Annotated in this window: 20 protein-coding genes and 1 pseudogene; 14 read left to right on the top strand and 7 right to left on the bottom strand. The window is 61.6% G+C overall.

The features are described from left to right. The 6 genes and pseudogenes from BN1128_RS25905 to gloA form a co-directional block, all read left to right on the top strand. Positions 1 to 414, top strand: a pseudogene (locus BN1128_RS25905) (electron transport complex subunit RsxC); the annotation flags it as partial. Positions 415 to 417: 3 nt separating this feature from the next. Beyond that, on the top strand, positions 418 to 1470 hold the full coding sequence (rsxD, locus tag BN1128_RS13540; RefSeq protein WP_042869633.1) for an electron transport complex subunit RsxD: 1053 nt from the start codon (positions 418 to 420) through the stop codon (positions 1468 to 1470). Between the two features lie 34 nt (positions 1471 to 1504). Beyond that, complete coding sequence (gene rsxG, locus BN1128_RS13535; protein ID WP_042869631.1) at positions 1505 to 2137, top strand: electron transport complex subunit RsxG; 633 nt, start codon at positions 1505 to 1507, stop codon at positions 2135 to 2137. Between the two features lie 16 nt (positions 2138 to 2153). Next, the gene (locus BN1128_RS13530) at positions 2154 to 2912 is read left to right on the top strand and encodes an electron transport complex subunit E (protein ID WP_042869629.1); all 759 of its coding nucleotides are present in this window, start codon (positions 2154 to 2156) and stop codon (positions 2910 to 2912) included. 14 nt (positions 2913 to 2926) lie between these two features. Next, the gene (gene nth / locus BN1128_RS13525; protein WP_042869627.1) at positions 2927 to 3568 is read left to right on the top strand and encodes an endonuclease III; all 642 of its coding nucleotides are present in this window, start codon (positions 2927 to 2929) and stop codon (positions 3566 to 3568) included. A 106-nt stretch (positions 3569 to 3674) separates the two neighbouring features. After that, positions 3675 to 4088 (top strand): lactoylglutathione lyase, encoded by a 414-nt coding sequence (gloA, locus tag BN1128_RS13520; RefSeq protein WP_042869625.1) that lies wholly within the window; start codon positions 3675 to 3677, stop codon positions 4086 to 4088. Positions 4089 to 4160: 72 nt separating this feature from the next. Here gloA and BN1128_RS13515 read toward each other — a convergent pair whose 3' ends face one another. Both BN1128_RS13515 and BN1128_RS25435 read right to left on the bottom strand, forming a co-directional pair. Next, positions 4161 to 5036: a flagellar protein MotY gene (locus BN1128_RS13515; RefSeq protein WP_209428571.1), complete on the bottom strand. Its 876-nt coding sequence runs from the start codon at positions 5034 to 5036 to the stop codon at positions 4161 to 4163. 68 nt (positions 5037 to 5104) lie between these two features. Beyond that, the gene (locus tag BN1128_RS25435) at positions 5105 to 5248 is read right to left on the bottom strand and encodes a hypothetical protein (protein WP_156140333.1); all 144 of its coding nucleotides are present in this window, start codon (positions 5246 to 5248) and stop codon (positions 5105 to 5107) included. Between the two features lie 179 nt (positions 5249 to 5427). Here BN1128_RS25435 and rnt point away from each other — a divergent pair, with 179 nt between their 5' ends. After that, on the top strand, positions 5428 to 6090 hold the full coding sequence (gene rnt, locus BN1128_RS13510) for a ribonuclease T (RefSeq protein ID WP_042869621.1): 663 nt from the start codon (positions 5428 to 5430) through the stop codon (positions 6088 to 6090). A 262-nt stretch (positions 6091 to 6352) separates the two neighbouring features. After that, positions 6353 to 7675, top strand: coding sequence for a Na+/H+ antiporter family protein (locus BN1128_RS13505; protein ID WP_042869619.1), 1323 nt, complete (start codon positions 6353 to 6355; stop codon positions 7673 to 7675). 417 nt (positions 7676 to 8092) lie between these two features. Here BN1128_RS13505 and BN1128_RS13500 read toward each other — a convergent pair whose 3' ends face one another. The 4 genes from BN1128_RS13500 to ydiJ form a co-directional block, all read right to left on the bottom strand. Then, entirely contained in the window at positions 8093 to 9973 is a 1881-nt protein-coding gene (locus tag BN1128_RS13500) for a DEAD/DEAH box helicase (RefSeq protein ID WP_042869617.1), read from the bottom strand. Positions 9974 to 10154: 181 nt separating this feature from the next. Beyond that, complete coding sequence (locus tag BN1128_RS13495; protein ID WP_042869615.1) at positions 10155 to 10616, bottom strand: hotdog fold thioesterase; 462 nt, start codon at positions 10614 to 10616, stop codon at positions 10155 to 10157. 122 nt (positions 10617 to 10738) lie between these two features. After that, complete coding sequence (locus tag BN1128_RS13490) at positions 10739 to 11227, bottom strand: hypothetical protein (protein WP_042869613.1); 489 nt, start codon at positions 11225 to 11227, stop codon at positions 10739 to 10741. Further along, the gene (ydiJ, locus tag BN1128_RS13485) at positions 11227 to 14304 is read right to left on the bottom strand and encodes a D-2-hydroxyglutarate dehydrogenase YdiJ (RefSeq protein WP_042869611.1); all 3078 of its coding nucleotides are present in this window, start codon (positions 14302 to 14304) and stop codon (positions 11227 to 11229) included. Before ydiJ ends, BN1128_RS13490 begins: the two co-directional genes overlap by 1 nt. Before the next feature lie 169 nt (positions 14305 to 14473). Between ydiJ and BN1128_RS13480 the strand changes: the two genes are divergently transcribed. The 3 genes from BN1128_RS13480 to BN1128_RS13470 all read left to right on the top strand — a co-directional run bounded on the left by BN1128_RS13480 (position 14474) and on the right by BN1128_RS13470 (position 18593). Further along, on the top strand, positions 14474 to 15400 hold the full coding sequence (locus BN1128_RS13480; protein WP_042869609.1) for a cation diffusion facilitator family transporter: 927 nt from the start codon (positions 14474 to 14476) through the stop codon (positions 15398 to 15400). Between the two features lie 288 nt (positions 15401 to 15688). Next, positions 15689 to 17224, top strand: a complete 1536-nt coding sequence (locus BN1128_RS13475; RefSeq protein ID WP_042869607.1) for a TerC family protein — start codon at positions 15689 to 15691, stop codon at positions 17222 to 17224. A 247-nt stretch (positions 17225 to 17471) separates the two neighbouring features. After that, positions 17472 to 18593 carry an alkene reductase gene (locus BN1128_RS13470; RefSeq protein WP_042869605.1) on the top strand — a complete coding sequence of 374 codons (1122 nt, stop codon included), beginning with the start codon at positions 17472 to 17474 and terminating at the stop codon, positions 18591 to 18593. A gap of 108 nt (positions 18594 to 18701) precedes the next feature. On the opposite strand, the gene BN1128_RS13465 is transcribed toward BN1128_RS13470, so the two are convergent. Further along, positions 18702 to 19721, bottom strand: coding sequence for an adenosine deaminase (locus tag BN1128_RS13465; protein WP_042869602.1), 1020 nt, complete (start codon positions 19719 to 19721; stop codon positions 18702 to 18704). A 214-nt stretch (positions 19722 to 19935) separates the two neighbouring features. Here BN1128_RS13465 and BN1128_RS13460 point away from each other — a divergent pair, with 214 nt between their 5' ends. The 3 genes from BN1128_RS13460 to BN1128_RS13450 all read left to right on the top strand — a co-directional run bounded on the left by BN1128_RS13460 (position 19936) and on the right by BN1128_RS13450 (position 22834). Further along, positions 19936 to 20685, top strand: coding sequence for an HAD-IIA family hydrolase (locus tag BN1128_RS13460; RefSeq protein WP_042869600.1), 750 nt, complete (start codon positions 19936 to 19938; stop codon positions 20683 to 20685). A 91-nt stretch (positions 20686 to 20776) separates the two neighbouring features. Further along, entirely contained in the window at positions 20777 to 22351 is a 1575-nt protein-coding gene (locus tag BN1128_RS13455; protein ID WP_042869598.1) for a cation:proton antiporter family protein, read from the top strand. Positions 22352 to 22465: 114 nt separating this feature from the next. Next, positions 22466 to 22834 carry a cupin domain-containing protein gene (locus BN1128_RS13450; protein WP_042869596.1) on the top strand — a complete coding sequence of 123 codons (369 nt, stop codon included), beginning with the start codon at positions 22466 to 22468 and terminating at the stop codon, positions 22832 to 22834. Positions 22835 to 22931: the final 97 nt, after the last annotated feature.

Genomic DNA, 22931 nt, shown 5'->3' with positions numbered 1-22931 from the left:
GCAGCCATTGCCGCCGCCATCGCCCGTGCCAAGGCCAAAAAGGCCGCTCACGCTGCGGATGACAAAGCCGCCGAGCCCGAGACTACCGCTGTCAAAGCCGAGCCGGCCATAGGATCCGCCCCGGCTGCCGCCGAAGTCGATCCCAAAAAGGCAGCCATTGCCGCCGCCATTGCCCGGGCCAAGGCCAAAAAGGCGGCGCAAGCAACAGCGGATGAAAACGTCGCCGAACCTGATGCCAGTGTCATCGCTGACACGGATGCCCGGCAGAGCACAGAACCTGTACAAGTCGTTGCCGACGCCGACCCCAAGAAAGCAGCCATTGCCGCCGCCGTAGCCCGCGCCAAGGCCCGGAAACTGGCGGCCGAGGCGGCTGCCCAGGCTTTCCCCTCTCCATCGACTGACAAGAGCCACTGATCCATGTTCAATATCGCGAGTGCGCCGTTTGCCCATAACCGCAAACAGACCCAGACCCTGATGTTGCTGGTGATCCTGGCTTGCCTGCCCGGCCTGCTAGCCCAGACCTGGTTCTTCGGCTGGGGTTCCTTTATCCAGATCATGCTGGCGCTGGTGACGGCGCTGGGTGCAGAGGCCTTGGTACTCAAGTTGCGCCACCGTCCCATCAAGCCCGCCCTGATGGATGGCAGCGCGGCGCTGACCGCCGTGCTGATCGGCCTCTCCCTGCCTCCCCTGCTGCCCTGGTGGATGCTGGTGCTCGGCACCGCCTTTGCCATCATCATCGCCAAGCACCTCTACGGCGGGCTGGGCCAGAACTTGTTCAACCCGGCCATGGTGGCCTATGTGCTGCTGCTGGTCTCCTTCCCGGTACAGATGACCAGCTGGCTGCCGCCGTCAAGCATAGCCGCCTATGACATCGGCTTCGGCGATGCGGTGTCCGTCATCTTCACCGGCTTCAGCCTGGACGGCTACAGCATGGCGCAGCTCAAGCAGGGGGTGGATGGCCTCACCATGGCCACCCCGCTCGATACCCTGAAGACTGGGCTGACCCAGGGCCTCACCGCTGGCGAGGTGATGACCCACGCCGTGTTCGAGGGCTGGGGTGGTATCGGCTGGAGCTGGGTCAACCTCGGCTACCTGCTGGGCGGCCTGTTCATGCTGCAACAGAAGGTGATCAACTGGCGCATTCCGGGAGCCATCCTGGGCTCCTTGCTGCTGGCGGCAACCCTGGGTTATCTGATGACGCCGGATGCCACCGCCACCCCCATGTTCCATCTGTTCAGCGGTGCCACCATGCTGGGGGCCTTCTTCATCGCCACCGATCCGGTGAGCGCCAGCACCACCCCCCGTGGCCGTCTGGTCTATGGCGTGCTTATCGGCGTGCTGGTCTACCTCATCCGCCGCTTTGGCGGCTACCCGGACGCCTTCGCCTTCGCCGTGCTGCTGGCCAACTTGTGTGTGCCGCTGATCGACAGCCTGACACGTCCCAAGGTCTATGGAGCACGCCGCAAATGACCCCGGCGCAAACCTCACTCTCAGGAAAGATCCAATGTTAAAGAGCATGCGCAAAAACGGCGTCACCCTGGCGCTGTTTGCCCTGGCCTGCACCGCAGTGGTGGTGCTGACCAACGAGCTTACCCGCGACAGAATCGCCCATCAGCAGCAGCTGGAGAAGCTGCGCACCCTCTCGGCCCTGTTGCCGGAGGGGAGCTATGACAATGATCTGGTGGCCAGCTGCAAGCGAGTGCAGAGCAAGACCTATCTGGGCAGCGATCAGGCAATGCCACTCTACACCGCAACCCTGCAGGGCGAGACCACCGGCTATGCGCTGGAAACCGTGGCCCCCGACGGCTACAGTGGGGCCATCCGCCTCATCGTCGGCACAGATGCCAAGGGCAACGTCAGTGCGGTGCGGGTGCTGGCCCACAATGAGACACCGGGCCTCGGTGACAAGATAGAATTGAAGAAATCGAGCTGGATCAACAGTTTTGTCGGCAAGTTCCTCAACCACGACAACGAGGCCAGCTGGGCGGTGAAGAAGGACGGCGGTGAATTCGATGCCTTCACCGGCGCCACCATCACCCCCCGCGCAGTGGTCAAGGCGGTGAAGAACCTGCTGCTGTTGCAGCAGGAGCACCCTGAATTGCTGCGGGATGCCCCCTCCTGTGACGCCACCCCATAACGCCGGAGCACAAGCCATGGAACAAGTTGATGTGATTGACGGGCAGAGCCCGGTCAGCGAGGGCAATGGCCGTCGTGAAGAGCTCAAGGAGCTGATGCTGCAAGGGCTGTGGAAGAACAACCCCTCCCTGGTGCAGGTGCTGGGGCTCTGCCCCACCCTGGCGGTCTCCTCCACCTTTACCAATGCGCTGGGGCTGGGATTGGCTACGATGGCGGTGCTGGTCAGCTCCAACCTCGCCATCTCCCTGGTGCGCAACCTGGTGCCCAAGGATATCCGCATCCCCGTCTACGTGATGATCATCGCCGCCCTGGTGACCAGCGTGCAGCTGTTGATGAACGCCTACACCTATGGCCTCTATCAGGCGCTCGGCATCTTCATCGCCCTGATCGTCACCAACTGCGTCATCATAGGCCGGGCCGAGGCGTATGCCTCCAAGAACCCACCCCTGCTGGCGGCCCTCGACGGCTTCATGATGGGGCTGGGCTTTACCCTGGTGCTGCTGGTGCTGGGGGGGCTGCGGGAGATCATCGGTATGGGTACCCTGTTCGACGGCGCCGACCTGCTGCTGGGGGACTGGGCCAAGTCCCTGCGCATCGAGCTGTTCCACGCCGACGCCAGCCTGCTGCTGGCGATCCTGCCTCCCGGCGGCTTCATCGGCCTGGGTCTGATGATCGCCGGCAAGAACGCCATCAACGACTGGCTGGGCCGCAAGCAGAGCGCCGAGAAGGCCCACTGCAGCGTGCCGGCGGCGGGCGCCCGCGCGACCCAGCTCTGAGACAAGAGGGAGCCATGAACAACCAGAAACGCAGGCAGATCCTGGAGCGGCTGCGGGACGACAACCCCCACCCGACCACAGAGCTCAACTTCCACTCGCCATTCGAGCTGCTGATCGCCGTACTGTTGTCGGCCCAGGCCACCGACGTGAGCGTCAACAAGGCCACCGACAAGCTCTATCCGGTGGCCAATACCCCGGCCGCCATGCTGGCGCTCGGGGTGGACGGGGTGAAGCAGTACATCAAGACCATAGGCCTGTTCAACACCAAAGCCGAGAACGTCATCAAAACCTGCGCCATCTTGCTGGAGCGCCACGGTGGCGAGGTACCGGAGAATCGCGAGGCGCTCGAAGCCCTGCCGGGTGTCGGCCGCAAGACCGCCAACGTGGTGCTCAACACCGCCTTTGGCTGGCCTACCATAGCCGTCGACACCCACATCTTTCGGGTGTCGAATCGCACCGGCTTCGCGGTGGGCAAGAATGTGGATCAGGTGGAAGAGAAACTGCTGAAAGTGGTGCCCGCCGAGTTCAAGCTGGACGTGCACCACTGGTTGATCCTGCACGGTCGTTACACCTGTCTGGCTCGCAAACCGCGCTGTGGTTCCTGTATCATCGAGGACCTTTGCGAGTACAAAGAGAAGGTCTACCCGGAGAGCTAAGCGATGAGGCTCCTGCACTAGTGAGTCACATCCGCCTCCTTGCCGCGCCGCCCTTGTCGAAGGGCGGAACGAATACGAACAGAACCACTACCCGGAGAATTGAGCAATGAGAATCCTGCATACGATGTTGCGCGTCGGCGATCTGCAACGCTCCATCGACTTCTACACCCGCGTGCTGGGGATGAAACTGTTGCGCAAGAGCGAGAACAGCGAATACAAGTACACCCTGGCCTTCGTCGGTTACGGCGACGAGAAGGATGAGGCCGTCATCGAGCTCACCTACAACTGGGGTGTGAGCGAGTATGAGCTTGGGTCGGCCTACGGCCATATCGCGCTGGAAGCGGACGACATCTACGGCACCTGCGATGCGCTGCGTGCCGCCGGCGCCAAGATCACCCGCGAGCCGGGCCCGGTCAAGGGTGGCAAGACGGTCATCGCCTTCGTGGAAGATCCGGATGGTTACAAGATTGAACTGATTGCCAAGAAAGATGCAGGCACAGGCCTGGGTGACAGCTTCTAAGGCATGGTCCAGAGAAAATCCCCATAAAAAAGAGCGCCACGGCGCTCTTTTTCATTGAATGATAACCGCCCATCAGATGGCACCATTGCGGCCCATGTTGATCACCACACGCCGGTTCTTGGCTCGGCCATCTTCGGTTTCGTTGGAGGCGACGTGCTGCTTCTCGCCATGCCCCTCGACCGAGACCTTGCCGGGTTCGATACCCAAGTCCACGAACACCTTCTTGATGGCATCGGCCCGTTTCTCGGAGAGTTTCTGGTTCGGCCAGCGACCACCATAGCTGTCGCTGTAGGCGTCGATCACCACCACATCGATACTCTTGTCGACCTTCACATACTCGCCGATCATCGCCAGCCGCCGTTTGGAGGCGAGCGACAGCTCGTCGCTGTTCTTGTCATAGGTGAGCACGCTGAAGGCGATGTCGTTGAAGCTGTATGGCAGCAGGCCATTCAGGCAATCCACGAAAGCCTGATACTTGACCCGGAAGTTGACCGAGGAGAGCGATACCCGCACCGGCCGGTTCTGGCGATACCAGTCGCGGTACTGGAAGGTCGGCATGCGTCCCCCTTCCAGCTCGTCCAGCATGGTCCAGGCAGTCTGCCCCTCCACCAGACCATCGAACTGCTGGTAGAAATGCAGCTGGCTCACTTCCCGTCCGGCGATGCCGGGGCGCCAGACTGGCGGCATGATACCCAGACTGACCGTCTGGGTCTGGGCCTGCTGGCGCAGCCCCTTGAGTTCAAAATCCAGATTGATCTTGCGGCCGGCCCGGCTGACGAAAGCCCCCGTACCCCAGTTGGGAATAGGGTGTTCGAGGCGGCACTCCACCTGGGTGTCCGAGGTCAGGCGCCAGACGGATTGATCCAGGCCGGCACCAAACTCGGTGACGCCCGCCTGTAACTGCATACTCACGGATATGCTGACCAACCCTAACATCCAAGCGTTCAACTGCCTGCCCTCCACACGATCTCACGTTAGGTATCGGCAAGGGCAGGACAAGCTTTAGGGTAAACCACTCAGTGGGGTGCAGGACGCTCCATCAGCTTGAAACTGGCGATGCGACCCGCCAGCTCGCGAGCCAGCTGATCCAGCTCGGCGCTGTTCTGCTGCAAGGTTTGCGAGTGCAGGCGATGAGCCTCGTATAACTCGCGTATGGTCATCGCGTTGTACTGTATGTCGTCGGTGACCTAGCACAGCCCCCCATTCCATTGTTGAAGCGGTCAATTATAAGCCCGAGTGTCGATAATAGAATCAGACGCCTGTCTCATGGCCGCGGATGAGGGACAAGGGCCGGCTTTTTTGCCATAATGCCGCCTCATTTCACGCCGACCGAGATACCATGACCGACGCTGTTCACACCCTCAAGGGCCGTTTTCGTGGCTTTTACCCCGTCGTCATCGATGTTGAAACCGCCGGGTTCAATGCCAGAACCGACGCCTTGCTGGAAATCGCGGCCTATACCCTCAAGATGGATGAGGATGGCTGGCTCCTGCCCGACCAGATCTTTCATTTTCACGTCGAGCCATTCGAAGGCGCCAACCTGGAGAAGGCGGCGCTGGAGTTCACCGGCATAGATCCCTTCAATCCGCTGCGGGGTGCCGTCAGCGAGAGAGAAGCGCTGACCGAGATCTTCAAGGGCATTCGCAAGGGGATGAAGGAGCACGACTGTGGCCGCGCCATCATAGTGGCCCACAACGCCACCTTTGATCACGGTTTCGTGATGGCCGCCGCCGAGCGAGCTGGCCTCAAACGCAATCCATTCCATCCGTTTGCCACCTTCGATACCGCCGCCCTCTCCGGCCTGGCACTGGGACAAACCGTGCTGGCCAAAGCGTGTCAGAGCGCCCGCATCCCGTTTGACAATAAAGAGGCGCACTCCGCCCTGTATGACACAGAACGCACCACCGAGCTGTTCTGTCATATTGTCAACCGCTGGAAGAGCCTGGGTGGCTGGCCACCGGCCCATCCGGACGATGTCCCCGCCGACGACGCGAGCGAATAACCGGTTTGAGCAATGAGCAAGAAGGCTGCCCTGGCAGCCTTTTTCTATTGGGTTGGCGAGATCAAGCTGGTTTGACCAGAATGGCGAAAACAGGCCCATACAAGGCCGTTTTTCACTCCCATACCCACCTTGCCCGCTCTGGCCAACCGAGAATGCTGCAAACAGGCGTTTTACCTGATTTTTTACTCGACATTTGTCACGTTTTTCGCAAACTAACGGCCTTTCACACGACAGACAGCAACACAATCTATAAGGAAATCAAATGAATCCTGTTGTTATCGCAGTTGCGCTGATGCTGGTGCTCAGCCTGCTGCGGATCAATGTGGTGGTCTCCCTCTCCATCGGCGCCATCGTCGGCGGCCTGATCGGCGGACTCTCACTGCAGGAGACCCTCAGCACCTTTACCGGTGGTCTGGGTGGCGGCGCCGAAATCGCCCTCTCCTATGCCATGCTGGGGGCCTTTGCGGTCGCCATCTCCCGCTCCGGGATCACCGACCTGCTGGCCCGCAAGGTGATCAGCCAGTTGGGCAAGGATGCCAGCAGCTCTCGCATCCTCTGGGTCAAGAGCCTGCTGCTCACCTCAGTGCTGGCGGTCTCCATCTCCTCCCAGAACCTGATCCCGGTCCACATCGCCTTCATTCCCATCCTGATCCCGCCGCTGCTGCACGTCATGGCCCAAATGCAGATCGACCGACGTCAGGTGGCCTGCGTCATCACCTTCGGCTTGACCGCAACTTATATGCTGTTGCCGGTCGGTTTTGGCGGCATCTTCCTCAACAACATCCTGGCCAAGAACCTGATCGACAACGGCGTGCCGGTCGAGCACGGCCAGCTGCCGCTGGCGATGGCCATTCCGGTGCTGGGCATGTTCGTCGGTCTCTTGATTGCTGTCTTCATCAGCTACCGCAAGCCGCGCCAGTATGACATGGACAAGATCCTGGCCGCCGAGCCCGAGTCCGTCGAGCTCAACCTCAACCACATCTGGGTGGCCCTGCTGGCCATTGGCGTGGCCCTGGGGCTGCAGCTGATGACCAACAGCATAGTGCTGGGGGCGCTGGCAGGTTTCGTCATCTTCACTTGCGGCGGTGTCATCAAGTTTCGCGAGAGTCAGGACGCCTTCACCCAAGGCGTACGCATGATGTCCCTCATCGGCTTCATCATGATTTCGGCCGCCGGCTTCGCCGCCGTGATGAAGGCCACCCACGGGGTGGAGAGCCTGGTGCAGTCCGTCTCCGCGGTGATCGGGGATCAGAAGGGCCTCGCCGCCTTCCTGATGCTGCTGGTTGGCCTCTTGATCACCATGGGGATAGGTTCCTCTTTCTCCACAGTGCCCATCATAGCCACCATCTATGTGCCGCTGTGCATCCACCTCGGCTTTTCGCCCATGGCCACCATAGCCCTGGTGGGCGCGGCCGGTGCGCTGGGGGATGCGGGCTCTCCCGCCTCCGACTCGACGCTAGGCCCCACCTCCGGCCTCAACGCCGACGGCCAGCATGACCATATCTGGGACAGCGTGGTACCCACCTTCATCCACTACAATATCCCGCTCATCATCTTCGGCTGGATTGCCGCCATGGTGCTCTGAGCCCCGGGCAAGATAGATGCAGACACGCAAAAGGCGACCTCAGGTCGCCTTTTTGTTGTCCGTCATATGCAACGCCGCCTCCAGCCTGAACTTGACACGGGTGCCTCTGGCGGACATCACGACGCAGCACGCATAGCTCGGGAAACAACTCTAGACTCCCGCCAGGATGTCACCACCGCCTGCTGGCTTGCCCCAACACTGGCGCGGTACAGACAGGAGGACAAAGACAGGAGGCAGAGGCAGAGGCAGAGGCAGAGGCAGAGGCAGAGGCAGAGGCAGAGGCAGAGGCAATATGCTGGCTCTCCCTGGCGAACACCATACCGGCCTCTGAGCGGGGCCAGTCCAGACCCATCAACCAAATGACAGGCAACAAAAAGGCCGCTCGATGAGCGGCCTTTTTATCAAGACTATCAGGACTTAGCTGTCGCGGCGCTTGTTGCCACCGAACTTGCGATCCTTGTTGAAGCCACCTTCACGGCGCTCCCCGCTCTTGTTGAACGGACGGTCACCGCTGGGACGGCGATCCTTGTTGAAGGGGCGATCGCTGCGCGGAGGACGGGGGGCAGTGTTGCTGCCAGCCGGCACTTCGGTGTAGCGGGTGATCATCAGCGGACGCTGGCAAACACGGGCTTTCTTGATCACTTCCAGTACATCGGCTGTCATGCCCTTGGGCAGATCGACGGTGGAGAAGTCATCAGCGATGTCGATGTTGCCGATGAAACGGCTCTCGATGTTCGCTTCGTTGGCGATGGCGCCCACGATCTGGCCCGGCTTGACGCCGTGATGGGCACCCACATCTACGCGGTAACGCTCCATCTCTACATCCGGATTGTCTTTCAGCGGACGCGGCTCGAGGGACGGCATACGACGGGCAGGACGATCACCACGGTCGGCGAAGTCACGACCACCGTCACGGCGTTCGAAGTCACGGCCACCACGATCGTTGCTCGGGCTGAACTGCGGCTCTGCGATGGACTCATCCAGCAGCAGCGGTTGGTCACCCTGCACCAGCTTGGCCAGTGCGGCAGCCAGCTCCAGCGGATCAGCAGAATCCTCTTCGATCAGCTCGTTCACCAGGTTGTGGTAGATCTCAAGCTCTTCGCCCATCATGGTTTCCCGGATGCGCTCTTTGAACTTGGTCATGCGGTGCTGGTTGATGTCCTCGGTGCTCGGCATCTTCATCGGCTCGATGGCCTGACGAGTAGCGTGCTCGATGGCGCGCAGCATGCGGCGCTCACGGGGAGCAACAAACAGGATGGCCTCACCCTTGCGACCAGCACGGCCGGTACGGCCGATACGGTGTACGTAGGATTCGGTATCGTAAGGAATGTCGTAGTTCACCACGTGAGTGATGCGCTCAACGTCCAGACCACGAGCGACAACGTCGGTGGCGATCAGGATATCCAGCTGGCCTTGACGCAGCTTGTCGACAGTGCGCTCACGCAGCTTCTGCGGAATGTCACCGTGCAGCGCTTCACAGGCGTGACCACGGGCGGCCAGTTTGCCAGCCAGCTCTTCGGCCGCGTTCTTGGTGCGCACGAAGACCAGTACGGCTTCGTACGGCTCGACTTCCAGCAGACGGGTCATGGCGTCCAGCTTGTGCAGACCGGTTACCTGCCAGTAGCGCTGGCGGATGGTCGGTGCGGTGGACGTCTTGGTGATGATCTTGATCTCTTTCGGCTGCTTCAGATGCTTCTGGGCAACACGACGGATCTGGTCCGGCATGGTGGCAGAGAAGAGCGCAACCTGACGGGTGGCCGGGCACTGTTCCATGATCCAGTCCACATCGTCGATGAAGCCCATACGCAGCATTTCATCGGCTTCGTCCAGAACCAGGGCTTTCAGGCCGGAGAGGTCCAGGTTCTTGCGACGGATCAGGTCCATCACACGGCCAGGGGTACCCACGACAACCTGAGCACCACGACGCAGGGCGCGGGTCTGGGTTTCGTAGGAGGAACCACCGTAGATGGGCAGGACATGGAAGTCCGGCATGTGCTTGGCGTAACGTTGGCACGCCTCGGCAACCTGCAGCGCCAGTTCACGGGTCGGTGCCAGCACCAAAACCTGGGTATTGCGGTTACCAGCTTCCAGACGAGACAACAGAGGCAAGGCAAAAGCAGCGGTCTTCCCTGTACCGGTTTGCGCCTGCCCCAGCAGATCGTGTCCCGCCATAAGGTGGGGAATTGCTGCGGCCTGGATCGGTGACGGGCGCTCATAGCCCACGTCCTGCAGCGCTTTCAATACAGGCGCGGCCAGTCCAAGCTCACTAAAAAGGGGCAGTTGTTCGGTATCAGACATAGATTCTTCCAGATTAAGGCAGGCGGCTAAGCACCGCGGAATAGCAAAAAGGCGGCGATTATAGCGCCACTTTGTTCTGCTGTCTTGAAAAATGTGATAAGCCTCTCAAGACGTTGGCAATTATAGAGGGATCTTGCGACTATGGCTTGCTTATTTTGCACTCATGGTGCGTTATTGCAGATCACTCCTCGCTGGAGTCCTTGCCCCGCTTGTGTTTGAGCACCGCCATGGTCAATCGACTGGTGCACAGTAAACGCTCACGTTCGTCCCGAATTTCAATCTGCCACACCTGGGTCGTTGCCCCCAGATGCAGTGGCGAGCAACGCCCCGTCACCACCCCTTCCCGCTTGGCCCGCAGATGGTTGGCATTCACCTCCAGTCCCACGCAGTAGCTGTCCGGCCCGACCGCCATATTGGCGGCCAGCGACCCCAGCGTCTCCGCCAGCACCACGGACGCACCGCCGTGCAGCATGCCAAGGGGCTGATGGGTGCGGTGATCCACCGGCATGGTGGCCGCCAGCCAGTCGGGGCCAAAGGCCGTGTAGACGATGCCCAGGTGGGCCATCAGGGTGTTGCGGGAACTGGCATTGAGCCCCTCCAGGCTCATGGGCTTGCACCAGATGGCGCTGTTTTCTTGACTCATGGCGAGCAGACTCCTTGTGTGATCAACGGGTTATACATGAGCAGTGTCGGCGAAAAAGGGCTGGAAAAGAAGATGCCCCTATCAGGGGGCATCTTGCCAAGCCAGGTTCTGATGCCAGGATCTCACCAGGGATAGGTCACGCCGGGCCACTCGGCCCAGGGCTGCTCCCGCCCTGGCAGGCAGGGGTCGGGCCAGTGCCACACCTTGCCAAGCCAGAGCCGCAGCCCGGCTTCCAGCTCGGCATCGGTGAGAGGGGCCTCGACCACCTTCCAGAAGAAGAGCTCCACCGCCACCTCCGGCAACACCGAGGGGTAGAGATAGACCCCGCCCCAAAATTGCGGCTCCCGATCCGGGCTCCAGAGGCCATAGGCGAATGATCGCTTGGCGAGAAACTCGGAGCGCTGCCACTCCAAATCCCCCTCGTGCTGGCTCAGACTGAACTGGGCAGAGGGCCAGACGTCATCCGGGCGAAACAGCCGGTGCAGTTGCTCCCGCTCGCGCTGCATGGCCACAAACTCCACCACAGCCTGGCTCTGGGTGACAGGCAACAGCAGGAAGTGCGGGTGCCGAAAGGCTTGCGGCACCCGAAACCGCTTGGGCAACGTCAGCATCAGAGCAGTTCCAGCAGGGCTTGCAACGGATGCTTGAGTTTTTCCCCCTCCATCCGCTTGACCTGGCTGCGGCACGAGTAACCGGTGGCCAGACAGCGCGCTTTGGGCAAACGGGAGAGCGGCTCTGCCCAGCTAAGTCCGTAGATCCCCTTGGAATTTTCCACCTGCTTGGCGTCGTGACCATAGGTGCCGGCCATGCCGCAGCAGCCCACAGACACAGGCTGCAAGCTGGCCCCAAAACGCTGGAACAAGGTGCCCCAGTCGCCGTGAGTCGACGGCTTGGCAGTCTTCTCGGTGCAGTGAGCAAACAGATACCAGGGCTCGGGGTCGCTCCCCTCCTCGCTCTTTGCCTTGTTGGCGCTAACGGGCAGCTGATCTGCCGGCAGCGAGAGCAGCCACTCCTGGGGCAGCAGCACCTGGAAATCGCCACGGGCCGAGCCAAGGGCCTTGGCATACTCGTCGCGATAACAGAGCACCAGAGAAGGATCGACGCCCACCATGGGGATGCCAAGCGCCGCTATCTTGTTGAGAAACTGGGCACTGTTGGCCGCGGTGCGGGCAAAGGCGCGCAGGAACCCCTTCACGTGCTGGGGCTTGCCGTTGGGCTTGAATGGCAGCAGATAGGGTTGCAGCCCAAGCTTGCTGGCAAGCTTCACCAAGTCCCGCACCACGGGGGCGTCGTAATAACTGGTGAAGGGATCCTGCACGATGAGCACCACTTTGGCACGCTGCTCTGGGCTCATGGCCTCAAGGCCCGGCAGGTCGAAATAGCGCGCCTTGTTGTCGTGCAGGGATTCGGCCAGGGTCGGCACCGAGAGTAGGGGCACATCCACCATGCCGATGCTCTTCTCGGTCGCCTTCTGGGCCCACTCTTTTTCCAGGAAGAAGTTGACCAGTTTCGGCGCCCTGGCCAGCAGGGGCGCGTAAGCTTCGACGGTGCCGACGAAGTAATCCTTGGGGCCACGCAGATAGCGGCTGTGGTAGAGCTGCATGAAGCGAGCACGGAAGGTAGGCACGTCCACCTTGATGGGACACTGGCTGGTGCAGGCCTTGCACGCCAGGCACCCCTCCATCGCCTCCATCACCTCGTGGGAGAAGTCATACTGGCCGCGAGCGCGGGCCAGGGTGTTGCGAAACTTGTCGACAATGCTCTTGAAGCGCAGACCGCCGCTTTGCAGCGCTACCTCCTCGGCCAGCGGATCAAAGCCCTGCTCCGCCAGCTGACGCAGCCATTCGCGCATCAGCCCGGCCCGTCCTTTCGGCGAGTGGCGGCGGTCGCGGCTGATCTTGACCGAAGGGCACATGGGAGAGTCGGTCTCGAAGGTGAAACAGAGGCCGTTGCCGTTGCAATCCATGGCGCGGGTATAGCTTTCCCGCACCGCAATCGGGATCTGGCGGTCGAACTTGCCACGCTTGGGCCCGTCCACTGATACCAGCTCGGCACCGCTGCCATAGGGCATGCAGATCTTGCCCGGGTTGATGCGGTTGTCGGGGTCGAAGACGCCCTTGACCCGTTGCAACTCCTCCCACAACTCGCCGAAGAAGGCAGGGCTGTATTCTGAGCGAAAGCCTTTGCCGTGCTCCCCCCACATCAGGCCACCATATTTGGCGGTGAGCGCCACCACCTGATCCGAGATGCGGCGCAGCAGCACCTCCTGCTCGGGGTCACAGAGATCCAGCGCCGGGCGCACGTGCAGCACACCGGCATCGACGTGGCCGAACATGCCGTAGTCGAGGCCGTGGCCATCGAGCAGGGCGCGAAACTCCATGATGAAATCGGCCAGGGATTCCGGCGGCACGGCGGTGTCTTCGGTGAAGGCCACCGGCTTCTTGCGCCCTTCGGCGTTGCCAAGCAGCCCCACCGACTTCTTGCGCATGGCGTAGATGGTCTCGATGCTCGGCAGATGGCTGCACACCTGATAACCGATGATGCCCGCCTCGCCACGCGCCAACAGATCGTCGATGCGCCGGCACAGCTCGGCCACCTTGACTTGGTGCTCCTGCTCGTCGGTGTCGGCAAACTCGACGATGTTGAGCCCCTGCAGATCCTTGCCGGGCACGTCCTCAATGAAGGCCTTGACCGAGTGCCAGATGATGTCGGCACGGGCCAGCCCCAGCACCCGGGAGTCCACGGTTTCTACCGACAGGGCCTGCGCCTGCACCATAAAGGGAGCATTCCTGAGGGCTGACGGGAAGCTGTCGTACTTGACGTTGACCAGGGTGCGGTAGCGCGGGATGGCCGTGATGTTGAGTCTGGCTTCGGTGATAAAGCCAAGGGATCCTTCCGAGCCGCACAGCACCCGACTCACATCCAGAGTGTCTGTACCGGGCTGGTAGAGGTGCTTGAGATCGTAACCGGTCAGAAAGCGGTTGAGCTTGGGGAAGGTCGCCTCTATGTCAGCGCGCCGCTCGCGGCCTATGCGATAGAGGGTGCGATAGATCTCCCCCTCGCGGCTCTCGAGGGTCAGCTTGTCCGCCAGGCGCTGGCCGTTCACCGGCTCGGTCGCCATGATGTCACCGTTCTCCAGCACGGCTTTGAGGCCCAGCACGTGATCCGAGGTCTTGCCGTAGACCAGCGACCCCTGCCCCGAGGCATCGGTGTTGACCATGCCGCCCAGGGTGGCGCGGTTGGAGGTGGAGAGATCCGGCGAGAAGAAGTAGCCGTGGGGTTTGAGATAGGCGTTGAGCTGGTCCTTCACCACCCCGGCCTGGGCCCGCACCCAGCCCTCTTCCAGATTAATTTCCATGATCTGGTTCATATGACGAGAGAGATCGACGATAATGCCGCCGCCCAAGGATTGACCATTGGTGCCGGTACCGCCGCCACGAGGGAAGAAACTCAAGGCAGCGAACGCCGGCTCCCGGGCCAGCTTGAGCATCACCGCTATGTCATCCGCGCTGCGCGGATAGAGAACCGCCTGAGGTACGACCTGATAGACGCTGTTATCCGTCGCCATCGCCAATCGGCTTGCATAAGACTTTTCGATATCACCACGAAATGCGCTGCGCTCGAGCAACTCAAGAAACTGCAGGGTTGCGGGTGACAAACTGTCCTGGTAATCGAGTCTCGGGATCATGAATCCTTGTTCCCATCCTTTGCTTGATGCCGGCATGCCGGCGACAACGACCGCCCTGGTTCGCCTCTTTGCGGGCGCCAAGGCCAATCCGCTCACATGTGAGCGGGCAGTATATCAGCTAGAAAACCGCTTGCGCGCGCAATCTTCACCATTTGAAAGGAGGACTTTTATGGCTCATTACAGCCATGTTATCAGTACGCTTATCCGCACCGAAAAACAGGCGCTGACCCTGTCGCTGTTCGGTTGCATCACCTTTGCCATCTTCGGCATCGGCTATGGCCTCTTCGTCGGCTCCAACGCCATCATGCTCGATGGCATCTTCACCCTGTTCAGCATGGGCATGACGGGGCTCGGGCTCATCACCGCCTATCTCGTTACCCGCCCCTCCGATGATCGCTTCCAGTACGGCTACGCCCACTTCGAGCCCATCACCAACGTCATCAACGGCGCCATCATTCTGCTGCTCTGCCTCGGCGCCTTCTACAGCGGCATCACCTCCCTGCTGGCGGGAGGCCGGGAGATCGATCTCGGCCACGCCCTCATCTACGCCGCCGTCTGCACCTTCTTCTGCGCCATCATCTATCGCATCGAAGCCCGGGTCGCCGAGCAGATTGACTCCGAGCTGGTGCGGGTCGACTCCAAGGAGTGGCTGGTGGATACCCTGCTCAGCGCCACCCTGCTCATCGGTTTCGTGGTGGCCATCGGGCTCGATGCCCTCGGCTACGGCCACTACAACCGCTACATAGATCCCGTGCTGGTCACCCTGCTGGCCCTGTGCGCCACCCTGATCCCCATCAAGGTGCTGGGGCGCAACCTGCGGGAAGTGCTGAAGATAGCCCCCAAGGGCGATGTGCCACAACGGGTGGCGAGCGAGATCGAAGCCCTGCGCCAGCGCCATGGCATCGAGTGCTACAGCCATCTGGCGAAAAGCGGCCGCCGCTTCGATCTGGAATTGAACATTCTGGTGGCACCGGGGCAAGAGTGGCCCATAGAGCGTCAGGATGCGCTGCGCCAGGAGCTCTGGTCCCGCCTCGGCGATACCCTGGGGGATGCCTGGCTCTCGGTCTGCTTCACCCGTGAGAAGCGCTGGTTGTAAAGACCGGTCGGGGGAGTGCGACCCGGTCGCCTCCCCCTGCGTCCTCACATCTTGATCGCCCCGCTCTTGCCAACGCGCCGATTCCCGCTATCATCATGGCTCATTTTTAACCCGAGGTTTTATTGCCCATCATGGACAATCCCCGAAGTTGCCCTTCGTTTCTCCCTGTCAAAATGTATCTGTTATTGCTCCACCAGCGCCTCTGAATACACTCAAGTTTCGTGCTCCCACGGCCATTTTTTGCCGTCATTGACACCCGCTCTGTCTGTTTTTTATTGAGGTTATTACATGGAATTGCTGCTGGATCCCCACATCTGGGTGGGTCTGTTTACCCTGATCATTCTGGAAATCGTGCTGGGGATCGACAACCTGGTCTTCATCGCCATCCTGGTGAAAAAACTGCCCCCCGCCCAGCGGGACAAGGCCCGCATCATAGGCCTGTCGCTGGCCCTGCTGATGCGTCTTGGCCTGCTGGCGGTGATGTCGTGGCTGGTGACCCTGACCGCCCCCATTCTTCAGCTCGGTGAGCTCGTCTTCTCCGGTCGGGATCTCATCCTGATGGGCGGCGGCCTGTTCCTGCTGTTCAAGGCCACCACAGAGCTGCACGAGCGGCTGGAGGCCAACCCCGAGTCCAGCGGCCACAGTGGCGTCTACGCCAGTTTCGGTGTTGTGGTGGCGCAGATCCTGGTGCTGGATGCAGTCTTCTCGCTGGACTCCATCATCACGGCGGTGGGCATGGTGGAACACCTCGGCGTCATGATGGCGGCCGTGACCATCGCCATGCTGGTGATGGTGCTCGCCTCCAAGCCCCTGACCCAATTCGTCAACGCCCACCCGACCGTGGTGGTGCTCTGCCTGAGCTTCCTGTTGATGATCGGCTTCAGCCTGGTGGCGGAAGGGTTTGGCTTCCACATTCCCAAGGGCTACCTCTACGCGGCCATCGGCTTCTCGGTGCTGATCGAGTTCTTCAACCAGCTCTCCCAGCGCAGCGCCGAGCGCCACGAGGCCAAGCAGCCTCTGCGCGAGCGCACCACGGCCGCCATCTTCAAGCTGATGGGCAGCAAGGCGTATCAGGACAGACCGGACGATGATCTGGATGCGCCGGCGCCTGCGCCGCTGAGCTTTGGTGAAGAGGAGCGTTACATGGTGACCGGTGTCTTGTCGCTGGCCGAGCGATCCATCCGCACCATCATGACCCCCCGCTCCGACATGGCGTGGATCGACGTCAACGACTCGGTCGAAGAGATCCGTGCTGTGTTGCAACGGGAGCCCCACAGCCTGTTCCCTGTCTGTGACGGTGACTTGGATGAGGTCATAGGTGTACTCAAGGCGCGGGATCTGCTGTTTGCCCTCAACGAAGGGCAACCGCTAAGCGAGCTGGCCAAGCAGAACGACCCCATTATCGTGCCGCAGACCATCAACGTGATCCGGCTGCTGGCGGAGCTGCGCAAGGCGAAAGGCAGCCTGATCCTGGTCTCCGACGAGTTTGGCGTCATTCAGGGGCTGGTCACCACCCACGACCTGCTGGAGGCCATCGTCGGCGAACTGCCGGACGAGGACGAGACCCCGGACATGGTGCGCGACGGAGAAGGCTGGCTCATCAACGGCAGCACCAACATCCATCATGTGGAGCAGGTGCTGGAACACGAGGGGCTGGTGAGCGAGAGCGATGAATACGTGACCCTGGCGGGCATGTTGCTCTCCCACTTCGGCTCCTTGCCCACCCCGGGCCAGCAGCTGCAACTGCAGCAGCTCTGCTTCGAGGTGGTCGAGGTGAGCGAGCGCCGCATCGAACGGGTACGGGTCATGCCACTGGGGATCTGAGCCCCGCTGCGTGAACAAGGAGGGCCGAGCCGGCCCTCTTTTTTATTGCGCTTTTTGTTGTACGACACTGCCGCCAGATCTCCCCCTCCCTGTCCTTCAGCTACCCGCTGGCGCGCCAGCGAGCGCCATCCAGACCCTGTGCTGATAGATTGATGCCATCAATGCAATTCTTTTCTGCAATTACCCCTCTTTTTCACAACAAGCCGCAGGGATAGAGTGGCCTCACTCCCACCATGAGGAACTCAAGATGAGCCACGATCACCTGTTCTGCCCGCTGCGTCTGGGCCAGTTGCACCTTAACAACCGTATCGTCATGCCCCCCATGACCCGCTCCCGCGCCAGCCAGCCCGGTGATGTGGCCAATGCCATGATGGCCACCTATTACGCCCAGCGCGCCGAGGCGGGCCTCATCATCAGCGAGGGCACCCAGGTAGACCCCATGGGCAAGGGCTACGCCTGGACGCCGGGGATCCACAGCGCCGAGCAAGTGGCCGGCTGGAAGGGAGTGACCGATGCCGTCCATGCCAAGGGGGGCACCATGTTTGCCCAGCTCTGGCATGTGGGCCGGGTTACCCATCCCGACAACCTGGGTGGCGCCCAGCCCATCTCCTCGTCGGCCATCAAGGCCGTGGGCGTCAAGGTATTCGTCGATAACGGCAGCGATGCACCCGGCTTTGTGGAGACGGTCACCCCGCGTGCCATGACCCAGAGCGATATCGACCAGGTGATCGGCCAGTTCCGCCAGGCGGCCCGCAACGCCATGCTGGCCGGCTTCGACGGCATAGAGCTGCACGCCGCCAACGGCTACCTCATCAATCAGTTCCTCGACTCCGAGTCCAACACCCGCACCGACAACTACGGCGGCTCGCTGGAAAATCGCCTGCGCTTCCTGAAAGAGGTGACAGAGGCGGTCAGTGCCGAAATCGGAGCAGACCGCGTCGGCGTGCGCCTCGCGCCGCTCACCACCCTCAACGGCACCGTCGATGCCAACCCGCAGCAGACCTATCTGGCCGCCGCCCGCTTGCTGGGGGAGCTTGATGTCGTCTACCTGCACATCGCCGAGGCGGACTGGGACGATGCCCCCCTGATGCCGGAAAACTTCAAGCAGGGGCTGCGGGACGCCTTCCCCAACACCCTCATCTATGCGGGCAAATATGATGGCGAGCGAGCACGGGCCGCCCTCCAGGCCGGTTGGGCCGACATGATTGGCTTTGGTCGCCCCTTCGTGGCGAACCCGGATCTGCCGAACCGGCTGCGCCACGGCTACCCGTTCGCTCCCCACGATCCGGCCACCCTGTTTGGTGGTGGCGCACAGGGGCTGACCGACTACCCGACCTATCAAGAGGCCACCGAGCCGCAATCGGCCTGATACCGGCCAGCGGCCCCTGTCGGCACGCCAGCCCATCGAAATGCAGCAGGCCCGCCATCACTGGCGGGCCTGCTGTTTTGTGTCGCCGACGCAGCCGGCCGCACGAGGCTAGTAGAGGGCAACCCCGTAACAGGCGGCGTAGCTCCTGATCTCCCGGGTGATCCGTGCCTTGTCCGCCAGGCTCAGCCAGCTCGCCTCGACGGCATTGAGCGACAGGCGGCAGAGCTGATTCATGCTGGCGCCAAGGTCATGGGCCAGGGCGTGGAAGTTGGCCGCCATGTAACCGCCGAAGTAAGCGGGATCGTCGGAGTTGATGGTGACGCAGAGCCCCTGCTCCAGCAGGGTGAGCACATTGTGATGGGCCATGCGGTCAAACACCTTGAGCCGGGTGTTGGAGAGGGGGCAGACAGTGAGCGGCAGCCGGGTATCAGCCAGATAGCGCAGCAGTTCTGGATCGTCTGCCGAGCGTACCCCGTGATCGATGCGCCGCACCTGCAACTCATTGATGGCCTGCCAGATGTACTCGGCGGGCCCTTCTTCACCCGCGTGAGCCACCACCGGCAGCCCCAGCTCGCGGCAACGGGCAAACACCCGGGCAAACTTGCTGGGCGGGTTGCCCTTCTCCCCCGAGTCAAGACCGATGCCGTGAATGCGCGACAGGGAGGGCTCGGCTTCCGCCAACGTAGCAAACGCATCCTCCTCGCTCAGATGGCGCAAGAAGCTCATGATAAGGCGCCAGCTGATGCCCAACTCCCGCTCCCCCGCCTGCAGCGCGCGCTCTATGCCATCCAGGACGGTAACAAAGGGGATGCCGCGGGCGGTATGAGTCTGGGGGTCGAAGAAGATCTCCACGTGCACCACCTTGTCGGCGGCGCAGCGTTCCAGATAGGCCCAGGTGAGGTCGAAGAAATCCTGCTCGGAGACGAGCACGCTGGCGCCAAGGTAGTAGAGATCGAGAAAGGTTTGCAGGCAGTCAAAATCATAGGCGGCGCGCACGCTCTCCACGTCGGGCCAGGGCAGGGCCACCCCGTTGCGTTTGGCCAGGGCAAACATCAGCTCAGGCTCGAGCGTTCCTTCGATATGCAGGTGCAACTCCAGCTTGGGCAAACCGGCAATAAAGTTATCCATGATGACGGCTCCATCAACACACAGACCGCGGGATCTGCCACTCGCAGAGCGGATCCCTCCCCTCTTCTGCTCATTGTGCACCTATCTCTGTTTGTGGGGGAGACTTGTCATCAAACAGACTTATAATGGCGTCACAAAAACAACATAACTGATTGAAGATATTAAGAGTTGGCGCAACTTCCCGCCGCCTCTTGCGCCTACACAAGGAGTCCCCATGAAGAAAAACGTCATCTGTGACATCGACGGCGTCATACTGCACAACAACGATCTGGTGCCCGGTGCCGACCGCTTCGTCCATCGCCTGCTGGAGCAGGGCAGCAAGCTGTTGTTCCTCACCAACTACCCGGCCCAGACCCAGAAAGATCTGCAAAACCGCTTCCGCTCCGCCGGGATAGAGGTGCCGGAAGAGTGCTTCTACACCTCCGCCATGGGCACCGCCGACTTTCTCAAACGCCAGGATGGCAAGAAGGCCTATGTGATTGGCGAGGGGGCCCTGACCCACGAGCTCTACAAGGCCGGTTTCACCATCACCGACATAGACCCCGACTTCGTGGTGGTGGGCGAGACCCGCAACTACAACTGGACCATGATGCAGCTGGGCGCCAAGTTCGTCGATCAGGGGGCCCGCTTCATCGCCACCAACCCGGATACTCACGGCCCCATGATGCACCCGGCCTGCGGCGCCCTCTGCGCGCCCATAGAGCGGATGACCGGCAAGAAGCCCTTCTATGTCGGCAAGCCAAGTGCCTGGATCATACGGGCGGCGCTCAACCGGATGGAGGCCCACTCCGATGATACCGTCATCATAGGCGACAACCTGCGCACCGATATTCTGGCGGGCTTCCAGGCCGGTCTCGAAACCGTGCTGGTGCTCTCCGGGGTAAGCAAGGTGGCGGATATCGACCGCATGCCGTTTCGCCCAAACCACATCTTCGACTCGGTCGTGGACATAGACATCGTCTGATCGCCGGCCCGGGCATGGCGCCTTCATGCCCGTGGTCCGGCCGTCACCGGCATCTAGCCGGAGCTGACCCGCAGCCCCCGAAGGACGCGAAATGGAACCAATGATGATCGCCGTGGCCTTCGGGTGCGGCATGCTGGTCAACCTCATAGGGTTGCCACCCCTGCTGGGCTTTCTGGCCGCCGGCTTCCTCCTCAACGGCATGGGCTATCACAACACCCTGGCACTGAACGAGGTCGCCGATCTCGGGGTCACCCTGCTGCTGTTCACCATAGGTCTCAAGCTCAACGTCAAGACCCTGATGCGGCGCGATGTGTGGGGCACCACCAGCGTTCACCTGCTCTTCTCCACCCTGCTGTTTACCGTGGTTCTGCTGGTCTGCAAGGGGCTGGGGCTCGCGCTGGCCCTGTCGCTGGACTGGAAGCTGGCGCTGCTGCTCGGCTTTGCCCTCTCCTTCTCCAGCACGGTTTTTGCGGTCAAGGTGCTGGAGGATCGCAGCGACATGAATGCCCTCTACGCCCGGATCGCCATCGGGGTACTGGTCATGCAGGATGTGTTCGCGGTGGCCTTTCTGGCGTTTTCCAGCGGCCAGTGGCCCAGCATCTGGGCGCTCTGGGTGCTCGGCTTGCCGCTGCTGCGCCCCTTGCTGTTCAAGCTCTTGGAGCGGGCCGGCCACGGCGAGCTGCAGGTGCTGTTCGGGATCTTTCTGGCGCTGGTGGTGGGCGCTGCCGGTTTTGAGGTGGTGGGGCTCAAGCCCGATCTGGGGGCACTCATCATCGGCATGATGCTGGCCTCGCACCCGGCCGCCGCCGGGCTGGCCAAGGCGCTCTTCAACCTCAAAGACCTCTTCCTCGTCTGCTTCTTCCTGACCATAGGTCTCAACGGCCTGCCGACCCACGATACCATGCTGCTGGCGCTGGCACTGGTGCTGGCGCTGCCGCTCAAGAGCGCGCTCTACTACCTAGTCTACAGCGGCGCTCACCTGCGGGTGCGCACCGCCCTGCTCTCCACCCTGGCGCTCACCAACTTCTCGGAGTTTGGCCTGATCGTGGCCGCCATCGCCGCCAAAGCGGGGTGGATCTCCCACGAGTGGCTGGTCGCCCTTTCACTGGCGCTGGCGGCAAGCTTCATGATCTCGGCGCCGCTCAACAGCCAGAGCGAGCGGATCTACCACAGACTCGGTGGCTGGCTGCGCGGGATCCAGGCCAACACTCTGCACCCGGAGGACAGGCCCATCGAGCTCGGCGATGCCGAGGTGATCATCCTCGGCATGGGGCGCATCGGCCAGGGGGCCTACTTCGAGCTGGAGAACAAGTGCGGCAACGTCATACTAGGGGTGGAGAACGACAGCGAGAAGCTGCCCACCCTGCGCGCCCAGGGGATGAACGTCATCGAAGGAGACGCCACCGATACCGACTTCTGGGACAAGGTGCTGCTCTCCAACCAGGTCAACCTGGTGCTGCTGGCCATGCCCCACCATTCGGGCAACCTCTACGCCATCGAGAAGCTGCGCAGCCACGGCTTTGCCGGCAAGATAGCGGCCATAGTCCGCTTCGAGGATGACATCGCCTCCCTGCGCGAACAGGGGGTGGATGCGGTGTTCAACGTCTACGACGAGGCGGGCAGCGGCTTCGCCCGCCATGTCATCAAGCGGCTGCAGCCACGCTGACGGCGCTTGGCAAGGCGAGGTGCATCGTTTAAGTTATGCACAACTGCGTTTAATAAAACGAACAAATGCGGGACCAGGATGGTCCCGCTTTTATATCCTTGCCAAGGAGGCACCATGAAGACCCTCAACGACTGGATCCTGCTAAGCAGCCACCAAGCCGCCCCTACCCCGCTGATGCCCGCTGCCGAGCGCATTAAAGCGGGCAACCCTGAGCAAACTGTCTGGAATCACTACTCGGATCCGAGCCAGCAGTTTCACGTGGGCTTCTGGGCCTGTGAACCCGGCCGCTGGGCCATCCACTACACAGAGCACGAGTATTGCCAGCTATTGGAAGGAGATGTGGTGATCCACGACAGTCAGGGCGGCCAGCTTGCCCTCAAACCGGGGGATCAGTTCGTTATTCCTGCAGGCTTTGTCGGGCAGTGGGAGACACTCACCCCCTGTCGCAAGCTCTATGTGATCTTCGAGCCCGCCACCGCTTGACGTGCGCGTCAAGTCGCCCCTCTGCACCAGCCGCTTGATGCCCCCGTCGGCTTGACGTTTGCGGCATGATTTTGTGCGGTTTTCCCGCTTGCAAAAG

This window comes from Aeromonas piscicola, assembly GCF_000820005.1.
Taxonomy (GTDB): Bacteria; Pseudomonadota; Gammaproteobacteria; order Enterobacterales; family Aeromonadaceae; genus Aeromonas; species Aeromonas piscicola.
This window is presented reverse-complemented; position numbering and strand designations above follow the sequence as displayed.

What these genes read in the sequence shown, in the direction of transcription:
- rsxD (WP_042869633.1), top strand. Translation starts at nt 418, where the DNA reads ATGTTCAATATCGCGAGTGCGCCGTTTGCCCATAACCGCAAACAGACC.
- rsxG (WP_042869631.1), top strand. Translation starts at nt 1,505, where the DNA reads ATGTTAAAGAGCATGCGCAAAAACGGCGTCACCCTGGCGCTGTTTGCC.
- BN1128_RS13530 (WP_042869629.1), top strand. Translation starts at nt 2,154, where the DNA reads ATGGAACAAGTTGATGTGATTGACGGGCAGAGCCCGGTCAGCGAGGGC.
- nth (WP_042869627.1), top strand. Translation starts at nt 2,927, where the DNA reads ATGAACAACCAGAAACGCAGGCAGATCCTGGAGCGGCTGCGGGACGAC.
- gloA (WP_042869625.1), top strand. Translation starts at nt 3,675, where the DNA reads ATGAGAATCCTGCATACGATGTTGCGCGTCGGCGATCTGCAACGCTCC.
- BN1128_RS25435 (WP_156140333.1), bottom strand. Translation starts at nt 5,248, where the DNA reads ATGACCATACGCGAGTTATACGAGGCTCATCGCCTGCACTCGCAAACC.
- rnt (WP_042869621.1), top strand. Translation starts at nt 5,428, where the DNA reads ATGACCGACGCTGTTCACACCCTCAAGGGCCGTTTTCGTGGCTTTTAC.
- BN1128_RS13505 (WP_042869619.1), top strand. Translation starts at nt 6,353, where the DNA reads ATGAATCCTGTTGTTATCGCAGTTGCGCTGATGCTGGTGCTCAGCCTG.
- BN1128_RS13500 (WP_042869617.1), bottom strand. Translation starts at nt 9,973, where the DNA reads ATGTCTGATACCGAACAACTGCCCCTTTTTAGTGAGCTTGGACTGGCC.
- BN1128_RS13495 (WP_042869615.1), bottom strand. Translation starts at nt 10,616, where the DNA reads ATGAGTCAAGAAAACAGCGCCATCTGGTGCAAGCCCATGAGCCTGGAG.
- BN1128_RS13490 (WP_042869613.1), bottom strand. Translation starts at nt 11,227, where the DNA reads ATGCTGACGTTGCCCAAGCGGTTTCGGGTGCCGCAAGCCTTTCGGCAC.
- ydiJ (WP_042869611.1), bottom strand. Translation starts at nt 14,304, where the DNA reads ATGATCCCGAGACTCGATTACCAGGACAGTTTGTCACCCGCAACCCTG.
- BN1128_RS13480 (WP_042869609.1), top strand. Translation starts at nt 14,474, where the DNA reads ATGGCTCATTACAGCCATGTTATCAGTACGCTTATCCGCACCGAAAAA.
- BN1128_RS13475 (WP_042869607.1), top strand. Translation starts at nt 15,689, where the DNA reads ATGGAATTGCTGCTGGATCCCCACATCTGGGTGGGTCTGTTTACCCTG.
- BN1128_RS13470 (WP_042869605.1), top strand. Translation starts at nt 17,472, where the DNA reads ATGAGCCACGATCACCTGTTCTGCCCGCTGCGTCTGGGCCAGTTGCAC.
- BN1128_RS13465 (WP_042869602.1), bottom strand. Translation starts at nt 19,721, where the DNA reads ATGGATAACTTTATTGCCGGTTTGCCCAAGCTGGAGTTGCACCTGCAT.
- BN1128_RS13460 (WP_042869600.1), top strand. Translation starts at nt 19,936, where the DNA reads ATGAAGAAAAACGTCATCTGTGACATCGACGGCGTCATACTGCACAAC.
- BN1128_RS13455 (WP_042869598.1), top strand. Translation starts at nt 20,777, where the DNA reads ATGGAACCAATGATGATCGCCGTGGCCTTCGGGTGCGGCATGCTGGTC.
- BN1128_RS13450 (WP_042869596.1), top strand. Translation starts at nt 22,466, where the DNA reads ATGAAGACCCTCAACGACTGGATCCTGCTAAGCAGCCACCAAGCCGCC.